The organism is Streptomyces sp. NPDC088553 (genome assembly GCF_044752965.1).
In the GTDB taxonomy this organism is placed as follows: Bacteria; Actinomycetota; Actinomycetes; order Streptomycetales; family Streptomycetaceae; genus Streptomyces.
The window spans coordinates 130,225-147,846 of record NZ_JBIVMG010000008.1 but is presented as its reverse complement, the minus strand read 5'-3'; the positions used below and the strand labels follow the sequence as shown (position 1 = coordinate 147,846).

The 17,622-nt window shown below is 72.8% G+C and carries 15 protein-coding genes and 1 tRNA gene; 5 read left to right on the top strand and 11 right to left on the bottom strand.

Features of this window, described 5'->3' with window-relative positions:
* Positions 1–63 precede the first annotated feature (63 nt).
* From ACIP8Z_RS27020 to ACIP8Z_RS27000, 5 genes are all read right to left on the bottom strand, one after another.
* Positions 64–3,159, bottom strand: coding sequence for an NPCBM/NEW2 domain-containing protein (locus ACIP8Z_RS27020; protein WP_402087804.1), 3,096 nt, complete (start codon positions 3,157–3,159; stop codon positions 64–66).
* A 116-nt stretch (positions 3,160–3,275) separates the two neighbouring features.
* Positions 3,276–4,505, bottom strand: coding sequence for a cysteine--1-D-myo-inosityl 2-amino-2-deoxy-alpha-D-glucopyranoside ligase (gene mshC / locus ACIP8Z_RS27015; protein WP_402087801.1), 1,230 nt, complete (start codon positions 4,503–4,505; stop codon positions 3,276–3,278).
* 159 nt (positions 4,506–4,664) lie between these two features.
* The gene (locus tag ACIP8Z_RS27010; protein ID WP_402088313.1) at positions 4,665–5,504 is read right to left on the bottom strand and encodes an SCO1664 family protein; all 840 of its coding nucleotides are present in this window, start codon (positions 5,502–5,504) and stop codon (positions 4,665–4,667) included.
* Positions 5,468–6,058 (bottom strand): DUF3090 domain-containing protein, encoded by a 591-nt coding sequence (locus ACIP8Z_RS27005; protein ID WP_319318413.1) that lies wholly within the window; start codon positions 6,056–6,058, stop codon positions 5,468–5,470. The genes ACIP8Z_RS27010 and ACIP8Z_RS27005 overlap by 37 nt, the downstream gene beginning before the upstream one ends.
* A gap of 68 nt (positions 6,059–6,126) precedes the next feature.
* Positions 6,127–6,816, bottom strand: coding sequence for a histidine phosphatase family protein (locus ACIP8Z_RS27000; protein ID WP_402087796.1), 690 nt, complete (start codon positions 6,814–6,816; stop codon positions 6,127–6,129).
* Positions 6,817–6,922: 106 nt separating this feature from the next.
* Here ACIP8Z_RS27000 and ACIP8Z_RS26995 point away from each other — a divergent pair, with 106 nt between their 5' ends.
* Entirely contained in the window at positions 6,923–7,915 is a 993-nt protein-coding gene (locus tag ACIP8Z_RS26995) for a magnesium and cobalt transport protein CorA (RefSeq protein WP_402088310.1), read from the top strand.
* A 61-nt stretch (positions 7,916–7,976) separates the two neighbouring features.
* Here ACIP8Z_RS26995 and ACIP8Z_RS26990 read toward each other — a convergent pair whose 3' ends face one another.
* Both ACIP8Z_RS26990 and ACIP8Z_RS26985 read right to left on the bottom strand, forming a co-directional pair.
* The gene (locus tag ACIP8Z_RS26990) at positions 7,977–8,762 is read right to left on the bottom strand and encodes a ferritin-like domain-containing protein (RefSeq protein ID WP_402088307.1); all 786 of its coding nucleotides are present in this window, start codon (positions 8,760–8,762) and stop codon (positions 7,977–7,979) included.
* Between the two features lie 234 nt (positions 8,763–8,996).
* Entirely contained in the window at positions 8,997–10,046 is a 1,050-nt protein-coding gene (locus ACIP8Z_RS26985) for an LLM class F420-dependent oxidoreductase (protein ID WP_030315937.1), read from the bottom strand.
* Between the two features lie 130 nt (positions 10,047–10,176).
* Between ACIP8Z_RS26985 and ACIP8Z_RS26980 the strand changes: the two genes are divergently transcribed.
* Entirely contained in the window at positions 10,177–11,154 is a 978-nt protein-coding gene (locus ACIP8Z_RS26980; RefSeq protein ID WP_266964253.1) for an aldo/keto reductase, read from the top strand.
* Positions 11,151–13,511, top strand: coding sequence for a helix-hairpin-helix domain-containing protein (locus ACIP8Z_RS26975; protein ID WP_402087793.1), 2,361 nt, complete (start codon positions 11,151–11,153; stop codon positions 13,509–13,511). Before ACIP8Z_RS26980 ends, ACIP8Z_RS26975 begins: the two co-directional genes overlap by 4 nt.
* A 122-nt stretch (positions 13,512–13,633) precedes the next feature.
* Here the strand turns inward: ACIP8Z_RS26975 and ACIP8Z_RS26970 are convergent, their stop codons facing one another.
* Positions 13,634–14,305 carry a hypothetical protein gene (locus tag ACIP8Z_RS26970; protein WP_402087791.1) on the bottom strand — a complete coding sequence of 224 codons (672 nt, stop codon included), beginning with the start codon at positions 14,303–14,305 and terminating at the stop codon, positions 13,634–13,636.
* Between the two features lie 47 nt (positions 14,306–14,352).
* On the opposite strand from ACIP8Z_RS26970, the gene ACIP8Z_RS26965 reads away from it, so the two are divergent.
* Complete coding sequence (locus ACIP8Z_RS26965) at positions 14,353–14,541, top strand: DUF5703 family protein (protein ID WP_015032473.1); 189 nt, start codon at positions 14,353–14,355, stop codon at positions 14,539–14,541.
* A gap of 56 nt (positions 14,542–14,597) precedes the next feature.
* Here the strand turns inward: ACIP8Z_RS26965 and ACIP8Z_RS26960 are convergent, their stop codons facing one another.
* The 3 genes from ACIP8Z_RS26960 to ACIP8Z_RS26950 all read right to left on the bottom strand — a co-directional run bounded on the left by ACIP8Z_RS26960 (position 14,598) and on the right by ACIP8Z_RS26950 (position 17,325).
* Positions 14,598–15,452 carry a chaplin gene (locus tag ACIP8Z_RS26960; protein ID WP_402087788.1) on the bottom strand — a complete coding sequence of 285 codons (855 nt, stop codon included), beginning with the start codon at positions 15,450–15,452 and terminating at the stop codon, positions 14,598–14,600.
* Between the two features lie 140 nt (positions 15,453–15,592).
* Positions 15,593–15,826 carry a chaplin ChpH gene (gene chpH, locus ACIP8Z_RS26955; RefSeq protein ID WP_030315925.1) on the bottom strand — a complete coding sequence of 78 codons (234 nt, stop codon included), beginning with the start codon at positions 15,824–15,826 and terminating at the stop codon, positions 15,593–15,595.
* A 164-nt stretch (positions 15,827–15,990) separates the two neighbouring features.
* The gene (locus ACIP8Z_RS26950) at positions 15,991–17,325 is read right to left on the bottom strand and encodes a M20/M25/M40 family metallo-hydrolase (protein WP_402087785.1); all 1,335 of its coding nucleotides are present in this window, start codon (positions 17,323–17,325) and stop codon (positions 15,991–15,993) included.
* A gap of 208 nt (positions 17,326–17,533) precedes the next feature.
* On the opposite strand from ACIP8Z_RS26950, the gene ACIP8Z_RS26945 reads away from it, so the two are divergent.
* Positions 17,534–17,621 (top strand) — tRNA-Leu (locus ACIP8Z_RS26945).
* The last annotated feature ends 1 nt before the right edge of the window (position 17,622 follow it).

Here is a 17,622-nt window from a genome sequence, read left to right as displayed (position 1 = left end):
AACGGGAGGGGCGCCCGAGGGCGCCCCTCCCGTCGTCGTGTCGGCCGCGGATCAGATCACGCGTCAGGCACAGCCGAACCGGGCCGCCGCCCAGTCCCCGTGGTCGCCGCTCTTGGACCCGTTGGTGTCCGTGATCCGCAGCCGGACGTGCCGCGCCCCGGTCACGTCGACGTTCACGGGCAGGGTCGCGGAGGCGCCGGTGAGCCGGGGCGAGGTCCACAGGACCCTGCCGTCGGCCTCGACGGAGAAGGCCACGTCGCCGTAGCCGTTGATCTCGTCGTCGATGCCGATGTCGGCGGTGAAGGTGGTGCAGCGGCCGCCGAGGTAGACCTCGATGTCGGAGTCGGCGTGGGCGCCGATGCCCTTCTCGTAGGTCGTGCCGGCCAGGGTGAGGGTCCGGCCGTCGGTGGCGCCGGACTCGCCGTTGGAGCGGTCGCGTTCGGGCGGGCCCCAGCCGTTGGTGGAGCGCAGCCAGACGAGGTCGCTCGCCCAGGCCTCGCCGGTCGGCGGCGGGGGCATCACGCCGACCGCGAACCGCTGGGTGGCGGTGCGGTCGGTGCCCGCGGCCCGGTGCCGGGCGGTGGCGGTGAGGGTGGCCTCGCCGGGCTTGGCGTCTGCGGCGGGGGTGACGGTGACCTCGACCCGGCGGGTGGTTCCGGCCGGGACGCGGTCGATCGGGGCGGCCGGGGTGACCTGCCAGCCGGCCGGGGCGGCCAGGGAGACCCGTACGTCGGTGGCGTCGCGGGTGCCGGCGGTGACGTCGACGGCGACGGTGCCGGGCGCCCCGGCGCCGAGCTCCTGCGCCGTGGGGACGGCGAGGGTGGCGGAGGCGCCCGGTACGGCGCCGCCGACCGCGCTGGTCCCGCTCAGCCGCAGCTCGAAGTCGCGGGCGGTGGAGAGGGCGGCCGTCTTGACCCGGACCACTCCCCCGCGCTCGTCGCGGTCGTACCACCAGCCCTGGGCGGCCGCGTCGAAGGCGGCGCGGGAGGTGAGGGCGGGCAGCTTGCGGCCGTCGAGCCGGACGGCGCCGGGGGCGTCGCCGGTGTGGACCGTGAAGGCGTACGGCCGGGCGGCCGCCTTTCCGGTGTACGTGCCCTTGCTCGCGCCGATGCGGACGGTGATGTCGCCGGCGCCGCGCTGCGGGGCGCGGACCTCGGCGCGCTGGGTGGCGTACCGGCCGGCGCGGTGTTCGCGGGTGACGCCGTCGTCCTCGTACAGCTCGAAGGAGGAGTCGCCCTTCGGGTAGATGTCCCAGGCGATCGGGTCGCCGGGGGCGCGGTCGGTGTACGAGCGGATGTCGCCGGGCCACATCGGGACGGTCGCCCCGGCCCGTACGAAGAGGGGCAGGGTGTCGAGCGGGGCGCTGTAGTCGTCGACGGTGACGGGGCCTTCGTAGGTGCGGCCGCTCCAGTAGTCGATCCAGGTGCCCTTGGGGAGGTAGATGCCGTCGCGCTCCACGGCGTCCTGGTAGACGGGGGCGACCAGGAAGTCCTCACCGCTGAGGAACTCGTACTTCGCGGCCTCGGTGGCGGCCCTGGGGTCGTCCGGGTACTCCAGGGCGAGCGGCCGGGCGAGGCCGACGCCGGTCCTGGTGGCCTGGTGGGCGTGGCTGTAGATGTACGGGAGGAGGGCCTCGTGGAGCTTGAGGGAGGCGCGGTTGACGCTGGTGTAGGGCTCGCCGTAGCGGAAGGGCTGCTTGTCGCTGGCGGCCCAGCCGTCCATGGTCATGGTGACCGGAAGGAAGGTCTTCCACTGCAGGTCGCGGGTGTAGGTCTTGGCGCTGCCGCCGAAGATGCCGTCGACGTCCCCGGTGGTGTAGGCGAGTCCGGACATGGACGCGCCCGCGTAGGTCGGGATCTGCCAGCGGATGTACTCCCAGCTGCCGGACTGGTCGCCGGACCACTGGACGCCGCAGCGCTGGGCGCCGGACCAGCTCTCGGGGGCCCAGGTGAAGCCGCGGGCGTCGCTGTGGGCCTCGATGCCGGCGTGGGCGTCCTTGCAGCCGTCGAGGGCGAACTTGTAGCCCTCACCGACCCAGGCGACGTCGAGCTTGGCGACCCGCTGGCCTGCCTTGACCTGCTCTTCGAGCTTGTCGATGCCGTCCTCGGTCCAGAGGCCGAGCTTCATGCCGCGCTCGCCGAGTCCGGCGGAGGCCTCGGCGAGGTTCTCGTAGCCGCAGCCGTAGCCGTCGTTGACGAGCATCCAGCCGTTGGGCATGTCGTTCTCGACGTAGCCGTCGGCGACCTTCAGGGCGTCGAGGGTGCGGCGCTCGCCCCGGTTGGCGTTGTGGAGGTAGCAGTCGGCGTCGCCTATCTCCAGGCCGTACACGGGCGGCAGGAAGGGCTTGCCGGTGAGCCGGGTGTACTGGCCGATGACGTCCTTGGCGGCGTCGCCGCCGGTGCCGGCGAAGTAGTAGGCGTCGAAGCGCCGTTCCTGGGCGCTGGTGGTGACGGGTTCGGTGAAGGCGTAGGTGTTCGGCGCGTAGGTGTTGCGGTAGACGCCGTATCCGGCGGAGGAGAGGTAGAAGGGGACGGAGTTGGGGTGGCCGCCGTCGTTCCAGTTGTAGTCGACGCCGACCTCGACGGTCTTGTCGCGGTGGGAGGTGTTGCCGCGGCCGTTCTGCATGCCGGCGCCGTAGAACTGCTCGGTGGCGCCGCGGGCGAGGGTCTGGGTGGTGCGGTCGGCGGTCCAGCTGAGGCCGCGGGACTCGCTCCAGAGCGGGGTGCCGTCGGCGCGCAGGGCGGCGAAGCGGAGCGGTGACTTGTAGGCGCGCAGGGTCACCTGGGAGCTGCTCAGTTCGTAGCGGTCGCCCAGGTCACGCCAGCGGGTGGCCGGGGGCGGGCCCTGGGGCAGCGTGATGTCGCCGCCGGTGGGGTCGGTGAACGTGCCGTCGGGGGCGAGTTCGATGCGGAAGGTGTCTGCGGTGACGAAGCTGACCCGGGCCTGGGCCTGGCCGGCGGTCAGCCGGTAGACGGATCCGGCGGCGGCGAACCCGGTGAGGTCGCCGACCGTGGTGCCGGGCTCCTGTGCGGTGGTGCCGACCGTGTCGGCGCTGTCGGTGGGGAGGGCCGACGCGGTGGTGCCGGGTCCCGCGAAGGCCGCCAGGAGCCCAAGGGCGGCTCCGGCAAGTGCAACTTTCATGCGTGATGATGATTGCATGGAGCTTATTTAGCGCAGGAACGAGCATGGCCGCCAGGACAAAACGGAACCGCCCTCGGACTTCGGCGAGAAGTCCAAGGGCGGTTGCCTGAAAGAGAGTTGTACGGTCCTGCTTGTTACAGGGCCACACCGAGCAGTGCGTCGACAGCGCGGGAGACGAGACCGGGAGCGGAGTCGTCGGTGCCGCCCTCGGCCGTCTGGAGCGCGGCCCAGCGGTCGACCGCGGCGAGCGCGGTGGGCGTGTCGAGGTCGTCGGACAGGGCCTCGCGGAGCTCCTCGACGAGCGCGTCGGCGGACGGGCCGTCGGGGCGCGACACGGCGGCGCGCCACCGGCCGAGGCGCTCCACGGCGTCCTGGAGGACCCGGTCGGTCCACTCCCAGTCGTCGCGGTAGCGGTGGGAGAGCAACGCGAGCCGGATGGCGGCCGGGTCGACGCCGTCGCGGCGGAGCTTCGAGACGAAGACCAGGTTGCCCCGGGACTTGGACATCTTCTCGCCGTCGAGGGCGACCATGCCGGCGTGGACGTACGCCTTCGCCATGGGGAACTCGCCGGTGAGGGTCTGGGCGTGGGAGGCGCCCATCTCGTGGTGCGGGAAGATCAGGTCGGAGCCGCCGCCCTGCACGTCGAAGCCCATGCCCAGGTGGTCGAGGGCGATGGCGACGCACTCGATGTGCCAGCCGGGGCGGCCGGCGCCGAGGCTCGCGCCGTCCCAGCTCGGCTCGCCCTCGCGGGCGGCCATCCAGAGCATCGGGTCGAGCGGGTTCTTCTTGCCCGGACGGTCCGGGTCCCCGCCGCGCTCGGCGGAGAGGTGACGCATCAGCTCGGTGGTGTAGTTCGAGACCTGCCCGAAGTGCGGGTCGGCGTCGACGGAGAAGTAGATGTCTCCTTCGAGCTCGTAGGCGGCTCCGGAGTCCCGGAGGCGCTCGACGAGCGGGACGATGCCGGGTATGGCCTCGACCGCGCCGATGTAGTGCTGCGGGGGCAGCATCCGCAGGGCGGTCATGTCCTCGCGGAAGAGGGCGGTCTCCCGCTCGGCCAGGCCGACCCAGTCGATGCCGTCGCGGATCGCGCGCTCCAGGAGCGGGTCGTCCACGTCCGTGACGTTCTGGACGTAGTGCACCTGCCGCTTGGTGTCGAGCCACACGCGCTGAACGAGGTCGAACGCGTTGTAGGTCGCCGCGTGACCCATGTGGGTCGCGTCGTACGGCGTGATGCCGCAGACATAGATACGGGCGACGGGGCCGGGGGCGAGGGTCACTCGTCCGCCGGTCGCGGTGTCGTGGATCCGGAGGTCGCGGCCCTTGCCGGGAAGGGCGGGGACCTCAGAAGCGGGCCAGGCATGCATGACCCGAGCGTAACCGGACAGGTGTTCCGGATACGAACCGGATCCGGGATCTTGACCTATTAGGCACTCTTGCGGGTCGGAGGCCTGCGTGCATACCCCCCAGGGGTGCACGGCCCCCAAGAGGCCGTGCACAGGGATGGCCGAAACCTTTCGGTCCCGTCAGACGGGCGGCCAGGGGATCGCCGGCCACTGTCCCGAGGGCTCCGGGTGCCGTCCTGTCGTCCGCAGCGCCTCCACGCGGGCGCGTACGGCCGCCACCTCGGCATCCGTGAGCAGTTCCGCCAGACGGGCGGCGAGAGGCTCTCCCGGGGCCAGGGAGCGGCCGAGGGCGTCGAGCACTCCGGCCGCCTCCGCGGGCAGCTCCTCGCCCGCCCAGCCCCACAGGAGGGTGCGCAGCTTGTCGTCGACGTGGAAGGTGACCCCGTGGTCGATCCCGTAGAGGTGGCCGCCGGGGGCGGGCAGCAGGTGTCCGCCCTTGCGGTCGCCGTTGTTGATGACGGCGTCCAGGACGGCCAGCCGCCGCAGGTCGGGGGTGTCCGCGTGGACGAGGAGCGCGGTGCGGTCCTCGGCGACCTGGGCGGGACCGACGGCCTTCCAGCCCTCGCCCGCCTCGTCGTCCTCGGTCAGGGCGAGCAGCCGCGCCCCGGGATCGGCCTCGATCCACAGCTGGACCATGCCCTCGCCGTACGGGCCGTCGCGGAGCACGGTCGGCGGGACCAGGCCCCAGCCGGTGGCCTCGGAGATCTCGTACGCCGCGACCTCGCGCTGGGCGAGCGTGCCGTCGGGGAAGTCCCACAGCGGCTGCTCCCCCGCGACCGGCTTGTAGACGCAGGCCGCTTCCCGTCCCTCGTACGCGACGGAGCAGTAGAGCACGGCGTTGGAGGCCTCGCGGACCTGGCCACGCACGGTCAGCTCACCGTGGGCCAGCAGCTCGGCGTCGGGCGGCGTCGGGGGGCTGCTGCTCATGCTCCGCGGCGGTATCCGTTCTGGCGCGGGCAGACATGGCCCTCGGGGTCGAGCGGCAGGCTGCACAGCGGGCAGGGCGGGCGGCCGGCGTTGACGACGTCGAGGGCCCGCTTCGCGAAGGCGCGGGCCTGGGCGCCGCTGAGGCGGACCCGGAGCATCGGCGGGCCGTTCTCCTCGTCCTGGAGCAGCCGCTCCTCGGCCTCGGCGAGGTCCTCCTCGGACTCCACCTCGAGTTCGACGAGCGCCTGCGCCTCGACGATCATGCGCTGCTCCTCGCCGTCCCAGGCGAGCGCCATGGTGCCGACCCGGAACTCCTCCTCGACGGGTACGTCGAGGGGGGCGGTGTCGGCGACCTCGGCGGGCGCGACGGCGGGCACCGGGGCGTTGCCCCCGGTGCGGCGGACGACCTCGTCGAGGAGTTCGTCCATGCGCTCGGCGAGCGCGGCGACCTGGGTCTTCTCCAGGGCGACGCTGGTGACCCGGCCGGCGGCGGACGCCTGGAGGAAGAACGTACGGCGGCCAGGCAGCCCGACCGTACCGGCCACGAAACGCTCCGGTGGGTCGTAGAGGAACACCTGACGGGACACGTTTCCCGGCTCCCTTGCGTCTCGACAGTCGTACTACAGCGGCGCGTCCACCCTACTGCGCGAAGGGATCACGGTGCGCCCGCACCGCCCCCGACCTCAGCGGTCCCGCTGCTGTCGGGGTTCTCGCGCGGGGCGAAGCCGGCGAAGTCCCCGGTGTCGCCGAGGCGGACGAGGAAGGGACGCAGGCGCGTGTAGCGGATGACGGTGACCGAGCACGGGTCGACGTGGAGGCGCTGGAAGAGGTCGAGGTGGAGGCCGAGCGCGTCCGCCACGATCGACTTGACGATGTCGCCGTGCGAGCACATGACGTAGGCGGCGTCCTCGCCGTACTCGGCCTCGATCCGCGCGTTCCAGTCGTGCACGGCGTCGACGGCGCGGGCCTGCATCGCGCGCATGGACTCGCCGCCGGGGAAGGCGGCGGCGGAGGCGTGCGCCTGGACGACCTCCATCAGGGGTTCGTCGTTGAGCTCGGCCAGCTTCCGGCCGGACCAGTCGCCGTAGTCGCACTCGTTGATCCGGTCCTCGACGTGCAGCGGGAGGTCCGGGCGGGCGTCGAGGAGGGGCCGTACGGTCTCCCGGCACCGCTGGAGGGGGCTGGAGACGACGGCGGCGAGCGGGACGTCCGCCAGTCGCCCGGGGAGCGCGGCGGCCTGCACGGCGCCCCGCTCGTCGAGGGAGATCCCGGGGGTGCGCCCGGCGAGGACCCCGGAGGTGTTGGCGGTGGAGCGTCCGTGCCGGACGAGGATCAGCGTGGCCATGGCGGCCAGCCTAGGCGGTGCCCGGAGGTGTCCGGCGGGTCCGGGCCGATGGCGCCGGAGGCCCCGGGCGGATCCACGCGTGCGTCGCGAGGCCGTTCGATGGAGAATACGGCGCGTGATCGTGGACTCAGCCATCTACCGGGACGGGCGCCGTACGGACGGACCCGCCGACCTCTCCGACGCGCTCGACGAGGCGCGGGCCGCCGGGGACGCCTTTCTGTGGGTGGGGCTCCACGAACCCACGGAGGCGGAGTTCGACCATGTCGCCTCGGAGTTCGCGCTGCACCCGCTGGCCGTCGAGGACGCGCTGAAGGCCCACCAGCGGCCCAAGCTGGAGGTCTACGACGACTCGCTGTTCGCGGTGCTCAAGCCGGTCGACTACGAGCCGGAGAGCGACCGGGTCTCCTCGGGCGAGCTGATGCTGTTCATGGGCGACTCCTTCGTGGTGACCGTCCGGCACGGCGAGGGCGCCCCGCTCGCGCAGGTGCGCCGGCGGCTCGAAGCCGACCCGGAGGTCCTGAAGCACGGGCCGACGGCGGTGCTGTACGCGGTGAGCGACGCGGTCGTGGACCATTACCTCGATGTGGCGGGCGAGCTCCAGGTGGACCTTGAGGAGCTGGAGGCGGACGTCTTCGCGCCCACCGGCGGCAATCCCGCGAACACGGCGGAGCGGATCTACACGGCGAAGCGGCAGGTCCTGGAGTTCCGCCGGGCCAGCGGTCCGCTGGCCGGGCCGATGGCCCGGCTCACGGGCGGTTCGGTGCCCTTCGTGAACGAGCGGTCGCAGCCCTTCTTCCGGGACGTCAACGACCATCTGCTGCGCGCCAACGATCAGGTGGAGGGGCTCGACCGGCTCCTGTCCGACGTGCTGTCGGCCCACCTCGCGCAGATGGGGGTGCGGCAGAACGACGACATGCGGAAGATCTCGGCGTGGGCGGCCATGGCCGCCGTCCCCACGATGGTCGCGGGCATCTACGGCATGAACTTCGACCACATGCCGGAGCTGCGCTGGGTGGCGTCGTACCCGGTGGTGCTCGTGGCGATGGCCGGCATCGTCCTCACCCTGTACCGGATGTTCAAGCGGCGCGGCTGGATGTGAGCCGCGGGCCGGCGGTCACCCCGGAGCGGGCCCGCCGCGCCGGGGCCGAAGGAGGGGGCGGTCAGAAGGCCGGGGCGGGGGTCGCGGGCCCGCCGAGGGCGTCGAGTCGCTCGGGCATCTTCAGGCCGACCATCCGGTGCCAGCCCGCGGCGCGCTCGTACGCGTACATCCCTCGGATGCCGGCGGCGAGGACGGCCGCCTTGGGCTTGGGCCAGCGCAGGATCCGTCCCATGTGCCCCATCACGGCGAGGCTGACGTCGCGGTAGACCTGGATCTCGACGAGGGCGGACTCGCGCAGGGTCCGCTGGATGAGGCGGCCGTGTCCCGCGCGCGCGAGGCGGAGCAGTTCCTCGTGGCAGTAGGCGAGGTGGTTCGCCTCGTCGTTGTCGATCATGTGGATGGCCTTGCCGAGTTCGGGATGGCTCCCGAAGTACGTGACCAGCATGTCCATCTGGTCGGCGGCCCGCTGCTCGGTGACCCTGCTGTGGGCGAGGTAGACGATGATGTCCTGCTCGCTCAGCGGCTCGTCGCGGCGCAGCTTGTCGTGCGCGAGGCCGATGCCGCGCTGTTCGAGCAGCATCGTGTAGTCGGTGTCGGGCGGCACCGGGACGGGTTCGAGGCCGCGCTTCTTCATCAACGCGTTGAAGATCCGGCCGTGCTTGTCCTCGTCGGCGCCGTGCCGGGTGATCTTGGGGGTGAGATCCCTCATCCCGGGGGCGACGAGCGCCGCGATCCGGGCGTTCTCCCAGCCGCCCTGGGTCTCACCGCTCGCCGCTATCGAGCAGAAGAGCGCGAAGGACTCGTCGTTGTCGATGATTTCCTGGAACAGGCCCTTGGCCGTGAGCATCGCCGCCACCTCCGTGCGCATGTCCGCACTCCGTCCGGCCCCCGGGAGATCGAGTCAAGTGCGGTACGCGGCGAGGGGCAACAGGAGGGCCGGACGGCTCGGCCGAAAGAGTGAGTCCCGAGGGCGTAACCGAGGGCCCCGTGAAGCCGTTGTGCAGCGTGACGGCCGTGGCGGGGAAGACCCCCGAGCCCCCACCACGGCCGCAGAACCTCTGTGTGACGGCGCCCCTCGGGGTCACGCCAGTCCGGCTCGCTCCATCGCCTCGACGCCCGCCCGCAGCGCCGCCACCCGCTCGTCCAGGGTGAAGCCGGCCGGGGCGAGGGTCAGGGTCGTGACGCCGGCCTCCGCGTAGGCCGTCATCCGCTCGGCGATCCGCTCGACGGAACCGAGCAGCGAGGTCTGGTCGATCAGGCTCTGCGGTACGGCCGCGGCGGCACCCGCCTTGTCGCCGGCCAGGTACTTGTCCTGGATCTCGGCGGCTTCCTTCTCGTAGCCCATGCGCTGCGCGAGCTGGTTGTAGAAGTTCTGCTTGCGGCTGCCCATGCCGCCGACGTACAGCGCGGTGTACGGGCGGAACACGTCGGCGAGGGCGTCGACGTCGTCCCCCAGGGCGAGCGGCACGGTGGGACAGACGTCGAAGCCGTCCATCGTCAGCCCGGCCTTCTCGCGGCCCGCGCGGATGTGCCGGAGCGCGGTCTCCTCCAGGTGGGCGGCGGAGGGGAAGATCAGCAGGGCGCCGTCGGCGATCTCGCCGGTCTGCTCCAGATTCTTGGGGCCGATGGCGGCGATGTAGAGCGGGATGTGCTCGCGCTCCGGGTGCACGGTGAGCTTGATCGGCTTGCCGGGGCCGCCGGGGAGCGGCAGGGTCCAGTGCTCGCCCTCGTAGCTGAGGCGCTCCCGGGTCATCGCCTTGCGGACGATCTCGACGTACTCGCGGGTCCTGGCCAGCGGCTTGTCGAACTTCACGCCGTACCAGCCCTCGGAGACCTGCGGTCCGGAGACGCCGAGGCCGAGGCGGAAGCGGCCGCCGGTGAGCGAGTCGAGGGTGGCGGCGGTCATGGCCGTCATCGCGGGCTGTCGGGCCGGGATCTGCATGATCGCGGAGCCGACGTCGATCCGCTCCGTCTTCGCCGCGACCCAGGCGAGCACGGTGGGGGCGTCGGAGCCGTAGGCCTCGGCGGCCCAGCAGACGTCGTAGCCGAGGCGGTCCGCCTCCTGGGCGACGGCGAGGTTGTCGCCGTCCATGCCCGCACCCCAGTAGCCGAGGTTGATGCCGAGCCGCATGTCCACGCACCCCTTACCCATCGGTAACGTCCTTGTGGGCGGGACTCTAGCGCGCGGTCGGGGCATCCGTCAGGACGCGGTTGTCCACAGGCTCTCTCCGCGTGGTGCCCTGGCCAGTAATCTCGCGCCCATGGAGCAGAGGCATCTCGGACGTACCGGCCTGCGTGTGTCGCGCATCGGACTCGGCACCCTCACCTGGGGCCGGGACACCGACGAGCACGACGCCGCCGAGCAGTTGAAGTCGTTCTGGGACGCGGGCGGCACGCTCGTGGACACCGCCGACGTGTACGGCGGGGGCGAGGCGGAGTATCTGCTCGGCCGTCTCATGGAGCGGCTCGTGTCCCGGCAGGACCTGGTCCTGTCCACCAAGGCGGGCAGCGTGCCGGACCCCGACCGGCGTACGGACGGCTCGCGCGGCCATCTGCTCGCCGCGCTCGACGCCTCCCTCGCCCGGCTCGGCACGGACCACGTGGACCTGTGGCAGCTGCACGCCTTCGACCCGTACACACCCCTGGAGGAGTCGCTCCAGGCGCTCGACATCGCGGTACGCAGCGGGCGCGCGCGGTACGCGGGCGTGGCGAACTTCTGCGGCTGGCAGCTCGCCAAGGCGGGCACCTGGCAGCTCGGCGGGGACCGGACCCGGCTCGCGGGGGCGCAGCTGGAGTACTCGCTGCTCCAGCGGGGCGTCGAGCGCGAGGTGCTGCCGGCGGCGCAGGACCTCGGGATAGGCCTGCTGCCCTCCTCCCCGCTGGGGCGCGGGGTCCTGACGGGCAAGTACCGCGGCGGGACCCCGTCCGACTCGCGCGGCGCCTCGGAGACGATGGCGCCGTTCGTGGAGCCGTACCTGGACGATGCCGCGAGCAGGATCGTGGACGCGGTCGCGACGGCCGCCGACGGGCTCGCGACGACCCCGCTGCACGTGGCGCTCGCCTGGGTCCGCGACCGGCCCGGGGTGACCGCTCCGATCGTCGGCGCGCGCACGGCGCGCCAGCTCACGGCCGCGTTGTCGGTGGAGACCCTTAGTCTTCCTGACGAGATCTGTCGGGCGCTGGACGATGTGTCGGCGCCCGTGCACCGCTATCCGGATCACGACTGGAGCACCTTGTGACCGAGCCTTCCGGGGAGACCGCGCCCGAGGCACCCGAGGACGTGGCACCCACCGAGGACGTCCAGGAGGACGTACGACAGGGAGCCGCCGAGCCGGAGGAGCCGGGGACGGCCGAGGAGTCGGCGTCGGCCGAGGGGCCCACGACCGACGAGGAGCCGCCGCCGGCCGAGGAGCCCACGCCGGCTCAGGAGCCCGCCACGGCCGAGAAGTCGGACGAGCCCGCCGAGGTCGACGCGGCAGAGGAGTCGGACGCGCCCGACGGGGCCGAAGCGTCCCGGGAGTCCGCGGGCACCGAGCCCGCCGAGTCCGCCGAGCCCGCGTCCGAGGCCTCCGAGGAGCCCGGCGCGGAAGGCGGCGCCGCCGCCGAGGCCGCCGGCACGCCCGAGTTGAGCGACGCGCAGGCCGAGCTCGCCGCGCAGCGGGAGCTGCGGGCGAAGATCGAGGCGCGCAAGGCCGAGAAGGAAGGGCCCCTGGCGAGCGGCGCCAAGCTGAGCGGCACGGCCGCCGATCTCCTCGCGGCCGTCCGGGCGGTGGAGGGCGGCGCGGCCGCCGGCAGCGCGTTCTACGAGGCCCCCGAGCCCGCGCCCCGCCGGCCCACCCCCGAAGCCGCCCCCGCCATGACGGTGCGGCCCCCCGTACCGGCGCAGGCGTCCGCCCCGGCGCCCGGCACCACCGCCGCCGTGCGCGAGGTCCTGGCCAAGGGCGGCGCCCCCGAGGCGCTGGCCGGCCAGGTCGCCGCCGCGCTCGGCGAGGGCGCGGCCCAGGCCCTGCTCGACGACCCCTGGCAGCTGCTCGCGGTCTCCGGGGTCCGCCCGGAGCAGGCCGACGGCTTCGCGCGGGCGCTGCTCGGCGCCGCGTGCGGCCCCGACGACCCGCGCCGGACGGTCGCCCTGACGGTGTGGCTCCTGGAGCGGGCCGCGCTCCAGGGACACACGGCGCTGGAGATCGACACCGTGCGCGCCGGGCTCGCGGGGCACGCGGTGCCCGATCCCGGGTCGGCCGTGGAGGAGGCGGTGTCCGCGGGCGCGGTCCTCGTCTTCCAGGAGGAGGAGACGGCCGAGGAGGAGCCCGAGGAGGACGAGGAGTCGCCGGAGGAAGCGGAGGCCGCCCCCGAGGAGCCGGCCTCGCCCGTGCTGCTCGGACTCGACCGGTACGCGCTCGCGGAGGAGAGCCTCGCGGACGGCCTCGCCCGGCTGGTCAAGACGGCGACGGCCGACACCTGGGAGGGCTCCGAGCTCGAACGGGCCGCCGGGGCGCACGGCCTCGTCCTGCACACGGGCGGCGAGGCCTCCCGCGCCGAGCCGGTCGCCCTCGCCGCGGCCGCCCGCGAGCGCGGGCTGCGCACCCTCGTCGCCGTCCACGCGGACGGCGGCCGGCGCGCGCTCGGCCCCGCCGGGGCGGACGCGGTGACGGTCGCCGCGCTGCTCTCCGGAGCGGCCGGGCCCGGCCGCGACGAGGACGGGGCCTTCGCCCTGGACGTCCTGGTGGTGCTCGACGCGCCCCAGCTGGACGTGGAGACCGCCGCGATGCTCGTGGAGTCGCTGCCCGACGGCTGCCGGCTGGTGCTCAGCGGCGACCCCGCCGTGCTCGGCGCGCCGGGGGCCGGCCAGGTCTTCGGCGACGTGATCGCGGCCCGGGTGTGCCCGCGGATCGCCTCGCGCGTGCCCGACCCGGGCCCGCTCGGCGAGCTGGTCTCGGGCATCGGCGCCGGCGAGCTGAACCAGGTCGAGGCGCCCGGCAAGGAGATCGTGATCGTCCCCGTGCGGGACGCCGGCGAGGCCGTGCACCGTACCGTCCAGCTGGTGGCCGACTCGGTGCCGCGGGCGATCGGCGTACCGGCCGAGCAGACGCAGGTCGTCACGGTCGGCCACGGCGGCTCGGCGGGTACGCGCGCGTTGAACGCCGCGCTCAAGCAGCGGCTCAACCCCGGTCCTGGCCGGTTCGGCGGCTACGACCCCGGGGACCGGGTGGCGTACGCGCCCGTGCCGGGGCGGACGGTGACGGGCACGGTCCTGTCGGCCGACGCCGAGGGGCTGCGGCTGCGGTGCGGCGACGAGGAGCTCCTCGTACCGAAGGAGCGCGTGGAGTCGGCGCTGCGGCACGGCTGGGCGCTCACCGCGCACCAGGCGGCCGGGCTGCGCTGGCCCGCGGTGGTCGTGGTGCTGCCGGGCGACGCCGCCGGGGGCCTGAGCAGGCCGTGGGTGTACACGGCGTTCGGCCGCGCGGAGCGTCATCTGTCCGTCGTGCACGGCGTGGACCAGGCGCTGCCCCGCGCGGTGGCCGAGGGCGTGGCCCCGGAGCGCACGACGCGACTGCGGCCGCTCCTGGAGGCGCTGCTCGCCGTGCCCGAGGAGTAGGGGTGAGGCGCAGGCACCCTGAGGAAGGGGCCTGAACGCGGAACGACGGAGGGCCGGAACACCACGATCGGTGTCCCGGCCCTCCGCCGTCTCCCCGCGACTCGCGCGCCCCCGGGTCTCCCTCAGGGGGCGGAGCCGCCGGCCCCCTCCTGGTCATCGTCGTCGCCGTCGTCATCGGCGTCCTCGTCGAAGACGGAGCTGACGTCGAAGCGGCAGACGATCCGCTCCGGATCGGCGTGCTCGAAGGGGGCGTTGAGCCACTCCCCCGGTTCCGGGAGCTCCTCGGCGGCGGTGACCCAGAGCGTGGAGTCGCCCTCCTCCAGGCCGAACTCCTTGTGCCGGGAGGCGATCTCGTCCGGTTCGAACTCGCCGAAGAGCACGCCGAGCGCGGCGAGCGGCGAGACTCCGGCCCGGGCGCCGGGACCGGTGGCGTCCGCCTCGCCGTCGATCTCGGCGATGCGGCGGGCCTGGGCGAGCAGCCGCTTGGGTTCCGCCACGGCGTAGTCGCGGCGGATCAGGAGGCTGAGCGCATGCGGTTCGTCGGGCCCGGCGTACGGCGGCAGCGAACCGTCCGCTCCGGGGATCTCGAAGGGAGTGACCTCGTCGTAGCGGTCGTAGAGGAGTTCGTCGTACGCCTCGGCCGCCCCCGCGAGGGCGTTGAAGGCTTCGTAGACGGCCGGGTCGTCGTCACCCGTGCGGCGTTCGACCGCCGTGAGGTGACGGTCCAGTGCGGCTTTGACCGCCTCGGCGGCGGCACGTACCTCGGCAGCGGTGGGCTGCGCAGCATCAGACATGGGACGCACGCTATCCGTAGCGGGCCGGTGCCCGCACAATAGATGCGATGCCGGAATACGAATTTGTCGACGTGTACGTGCCGCGCGGTGTCTCCCGCAAGGAGGCGACGCGGCTGTTGACCGACCATGCCGAGTACGGACACTGGGAGTTGGACCGTCTGAGCCTGCACCGGGACGGGAGCCGCAGAGTGCGGCTGAAGCGGCGGATCATCCGCCAGGTACGAGCGACCTGGTAGAGCGACGAGAAGGGGCCCCGCGGTCTGCGGGGCCCCTGTGCGTGGTGCGTCGCGGGTCAGGCGGCGCTGCGGGACCGGCGGTAGATCAGCGAACCGGCGAGCAGCAGACCGGCCCCGGCGGGGACGATCACGCCGAGCGGACCTGAGCCGGTCTCGGCGAGCTCCTCGACGGCACGGGGCGGCGTGACGCTGTGCTCACCCGGGGTGTTCGGCCCACCCTCGCTGCCGGGGGTGCCGGGCGTGCCCGGGTTGCCCGGGGTCCCAGGAGTACCGGGGTTGCCCGGATTCCCAGGGTTGCCGGGGTTGCCGGGGTTACCAGGGTTCCCGGGGTTCCCCGGATTTCCGGGGTTGCCGGGGTTCCCCGGATTTCCGGGGTTGCCGGGGTTCCCCGGATTTCCGGGGTTGCCGGGGTTCCCAGGGTTACCCGGATTGCCCGGGTTTCCAGGGTTCCCGGGGTTGCCCGGATGCGTCGGCTCGATGCCGTTGCCGCAGCTGTTGCCCGCGGCGGCGTTGCCCAGGCCGATGCCCGTGACGCTGTTGCCGCACACGTTGACCGGGACGTCGACGGGCACCTGGACGGTGTTGCCGGAGCCGACGCCCGGGGAGTTGCCGGTGTGCCCGCCGGCGGAGGAACCGCTGCCCGGCTTGCCTGGCTTACCCGGCTTGGAGATGTTGGCGCACTTGTTGCCCATCGCCGGATTGAGCAGTCCGACGACGTTGACGGTGTTCCCACAGGCGTTCACCGGGACGTGCACCGGGACCTGGACGGAATTTCCGGACGCGACGCCCGGGGAATTCGTGGCCGCACCGTACGCACCGGAATCGGCGTGCGCATAACCGCCGCCGACGGCGGCGAAAACGCCTCCGGCTGCCGCAACGGTGACAAGACCCTTGCGCGTGACCTGTCGCATAGCTTGTTCCCTGCCTGCTCGGCTTCGAAAGAGTGCCACCGGGTGGAACACCCGGGGCGGAAATGGCCACCGGCCCCGGAGTGCATGGCACGCACTCCGGGGCCGGACCGGCTCACACCCTCACGGGGCGAGGCACAACGTCAGGCGTTGACGCAGGTGTTGCCGAAGGCGGGGTTCAGCAGCCCGATCACGGAGACCGTGTTGCCGCACACGTTCACGGGGACGTGAACCGGCACCTGGACGACGTTGCCCGAGAGGACACCGGGGGAACCGATGGCCGCACCCTGGGCACCCGAGTCGGCAACGGCCATGCCCGCGCCCGCGAGAACCAGACCGCCAGTGGCAGCCGCAGCAGCGACGACCTTCTTGATCATTATTCCTCCTAGTTGGAAATGCGGCCCCAGCCGCGGACCGCACCACCTGTAACGAGGGGGAATGGTGGGGGCTACGAGCCCCCGAGTTCATTCACTCTTTCCGGTCACATGCAAACGCGCGGACGAATACCGACGGACGCCGCGCGCCGACGTCGCGATCGGCGTCAGCAGGCGTCGATGAAACGGTCCAGGACACGGGCGCCGAACTTCAGGCCGTCCACCGGCACCCGCTCGTCCACGCCGTGGAACATGCCGGCGAAGTCGAGCTCCGGCGGCAGCTGGAGCGGGGCGAAGCCGAAGCAGCGGATGCCGAGGTCGTCGAAGGACTTCGCGTCGGTGCCGCCGGACAGCATGTACGGCACGGCGCGGGCGATCGGGTCCTCGGCACGCAGCGCCAGCTGCATGGCGTCGACCAGGGCGCCGTCGAAACTGGTCTCCAGGGCCTTGTCGCCGTGGACGTCCTCCCGCTTCACGTTCGGACCGAGGATCCGGTCGAGGTCGGCGAGGAACTCCTGCTCGTAGCCGGGCAGGAAGCGGCCGTCGACGTGCGCGGTGGCCTGGCCGGGGATCACGTTCACCTTGTAGCCGGCGCCGAGCATGGTCGGGGCGGCCGAGTTCCGCAGGGTGGCGCCGACCATCTTGGCGATGCCGCCGAGCTTGGCGAGGGTGCCGTCCATGTCCTCGGGGTCGAGCGGGGTGCCCAGCGCGTCGGAGAGCTCGTCGAGGAAGGAGCGGACCGTCTTGGTGACCCGCACCGGCCACTGGTGGCGGCCGAGCCGGCCGACGGCCTCGCAGAGCTCGGTGATGGCGTTGTCGTCATTGGTCATCGAGCCGTGGCCGGCCGTGCCCTCGACGGTCAGCCGCATCCAGTGCATGCCCTTCTGGGCGGTCTCGACCAGATAGAGCCGCAGGTTCTCGTTCACGGTGAAGGAGAAGCCGCCGACCTCGCCGATGGCCTCGTTGACCCCGTCGAAGAGGTCCCGGTGCTTGTCGACCAGGTGCCGGGCGCCGTAGGTGCCGCCGGCCTCCTCGTCGGCGAGGAAGGCGAGGACGATGTCGCGCGGGGGCTTGCGGCCGCTGCGCAGCCGGTCCCGGACGACCGCGAGGGTCATCGCGTCCATGTCCTTCATGTCGACGGCGCCGCGGCCCCAGACGCAGCCGTCGGCGATCTCCCCGGAGAAGGGGTGGTGGGTCCAGTCCTCGGCGTTGGCCGGGACGACGTCGGTGTGGCCGTGGATGAGCAGGGCCGGCCGCGACGGGTCCTCGCCCTCGATGCGGGCGACGGTGGAGGCCCGGCCCTTGTGCGACTCGATGATCTTCGGTTCGAGTCCGACCTCCGCGAGCTTCTCGGCGATGTACTCCGCCGCCGCCCGCTCACCCGGCCCGGAGTGGTCGCCGTAGTTGCTGGTGTCGATGCGGATGAGGTCGCGACAGAGGTCCACGACCTCGTTCTCGGCGGTCTCGGCGTTGCCGCTTCGACCCGTGTTCGACTCGCTCACGCTGCTTCCTCCCACTACGTGCCCCACGTGATTGCTTCGGTCCTCGTCCCATCCTCCCGCGTGCCCCCCTCCCCGCCCAAGGGCGGCCCTCGGCCGACACGCGGCTGTCACATGACGGGGGCGACCAGGGGTGGTGATCGGCCACCCCGAATGTTTGCTATGGTTTTCCTCGTCGGAAGGGCCCAGCGGCCAGGAAGACAGACACCTTGTCCGGGTGGCGGAATGGCAGACGCGCTAGCTTGAGGTGCTAGTGCCCTTTATCGGGCGTGGGGGTTCAAGTCCCCCCTCGGACACCAC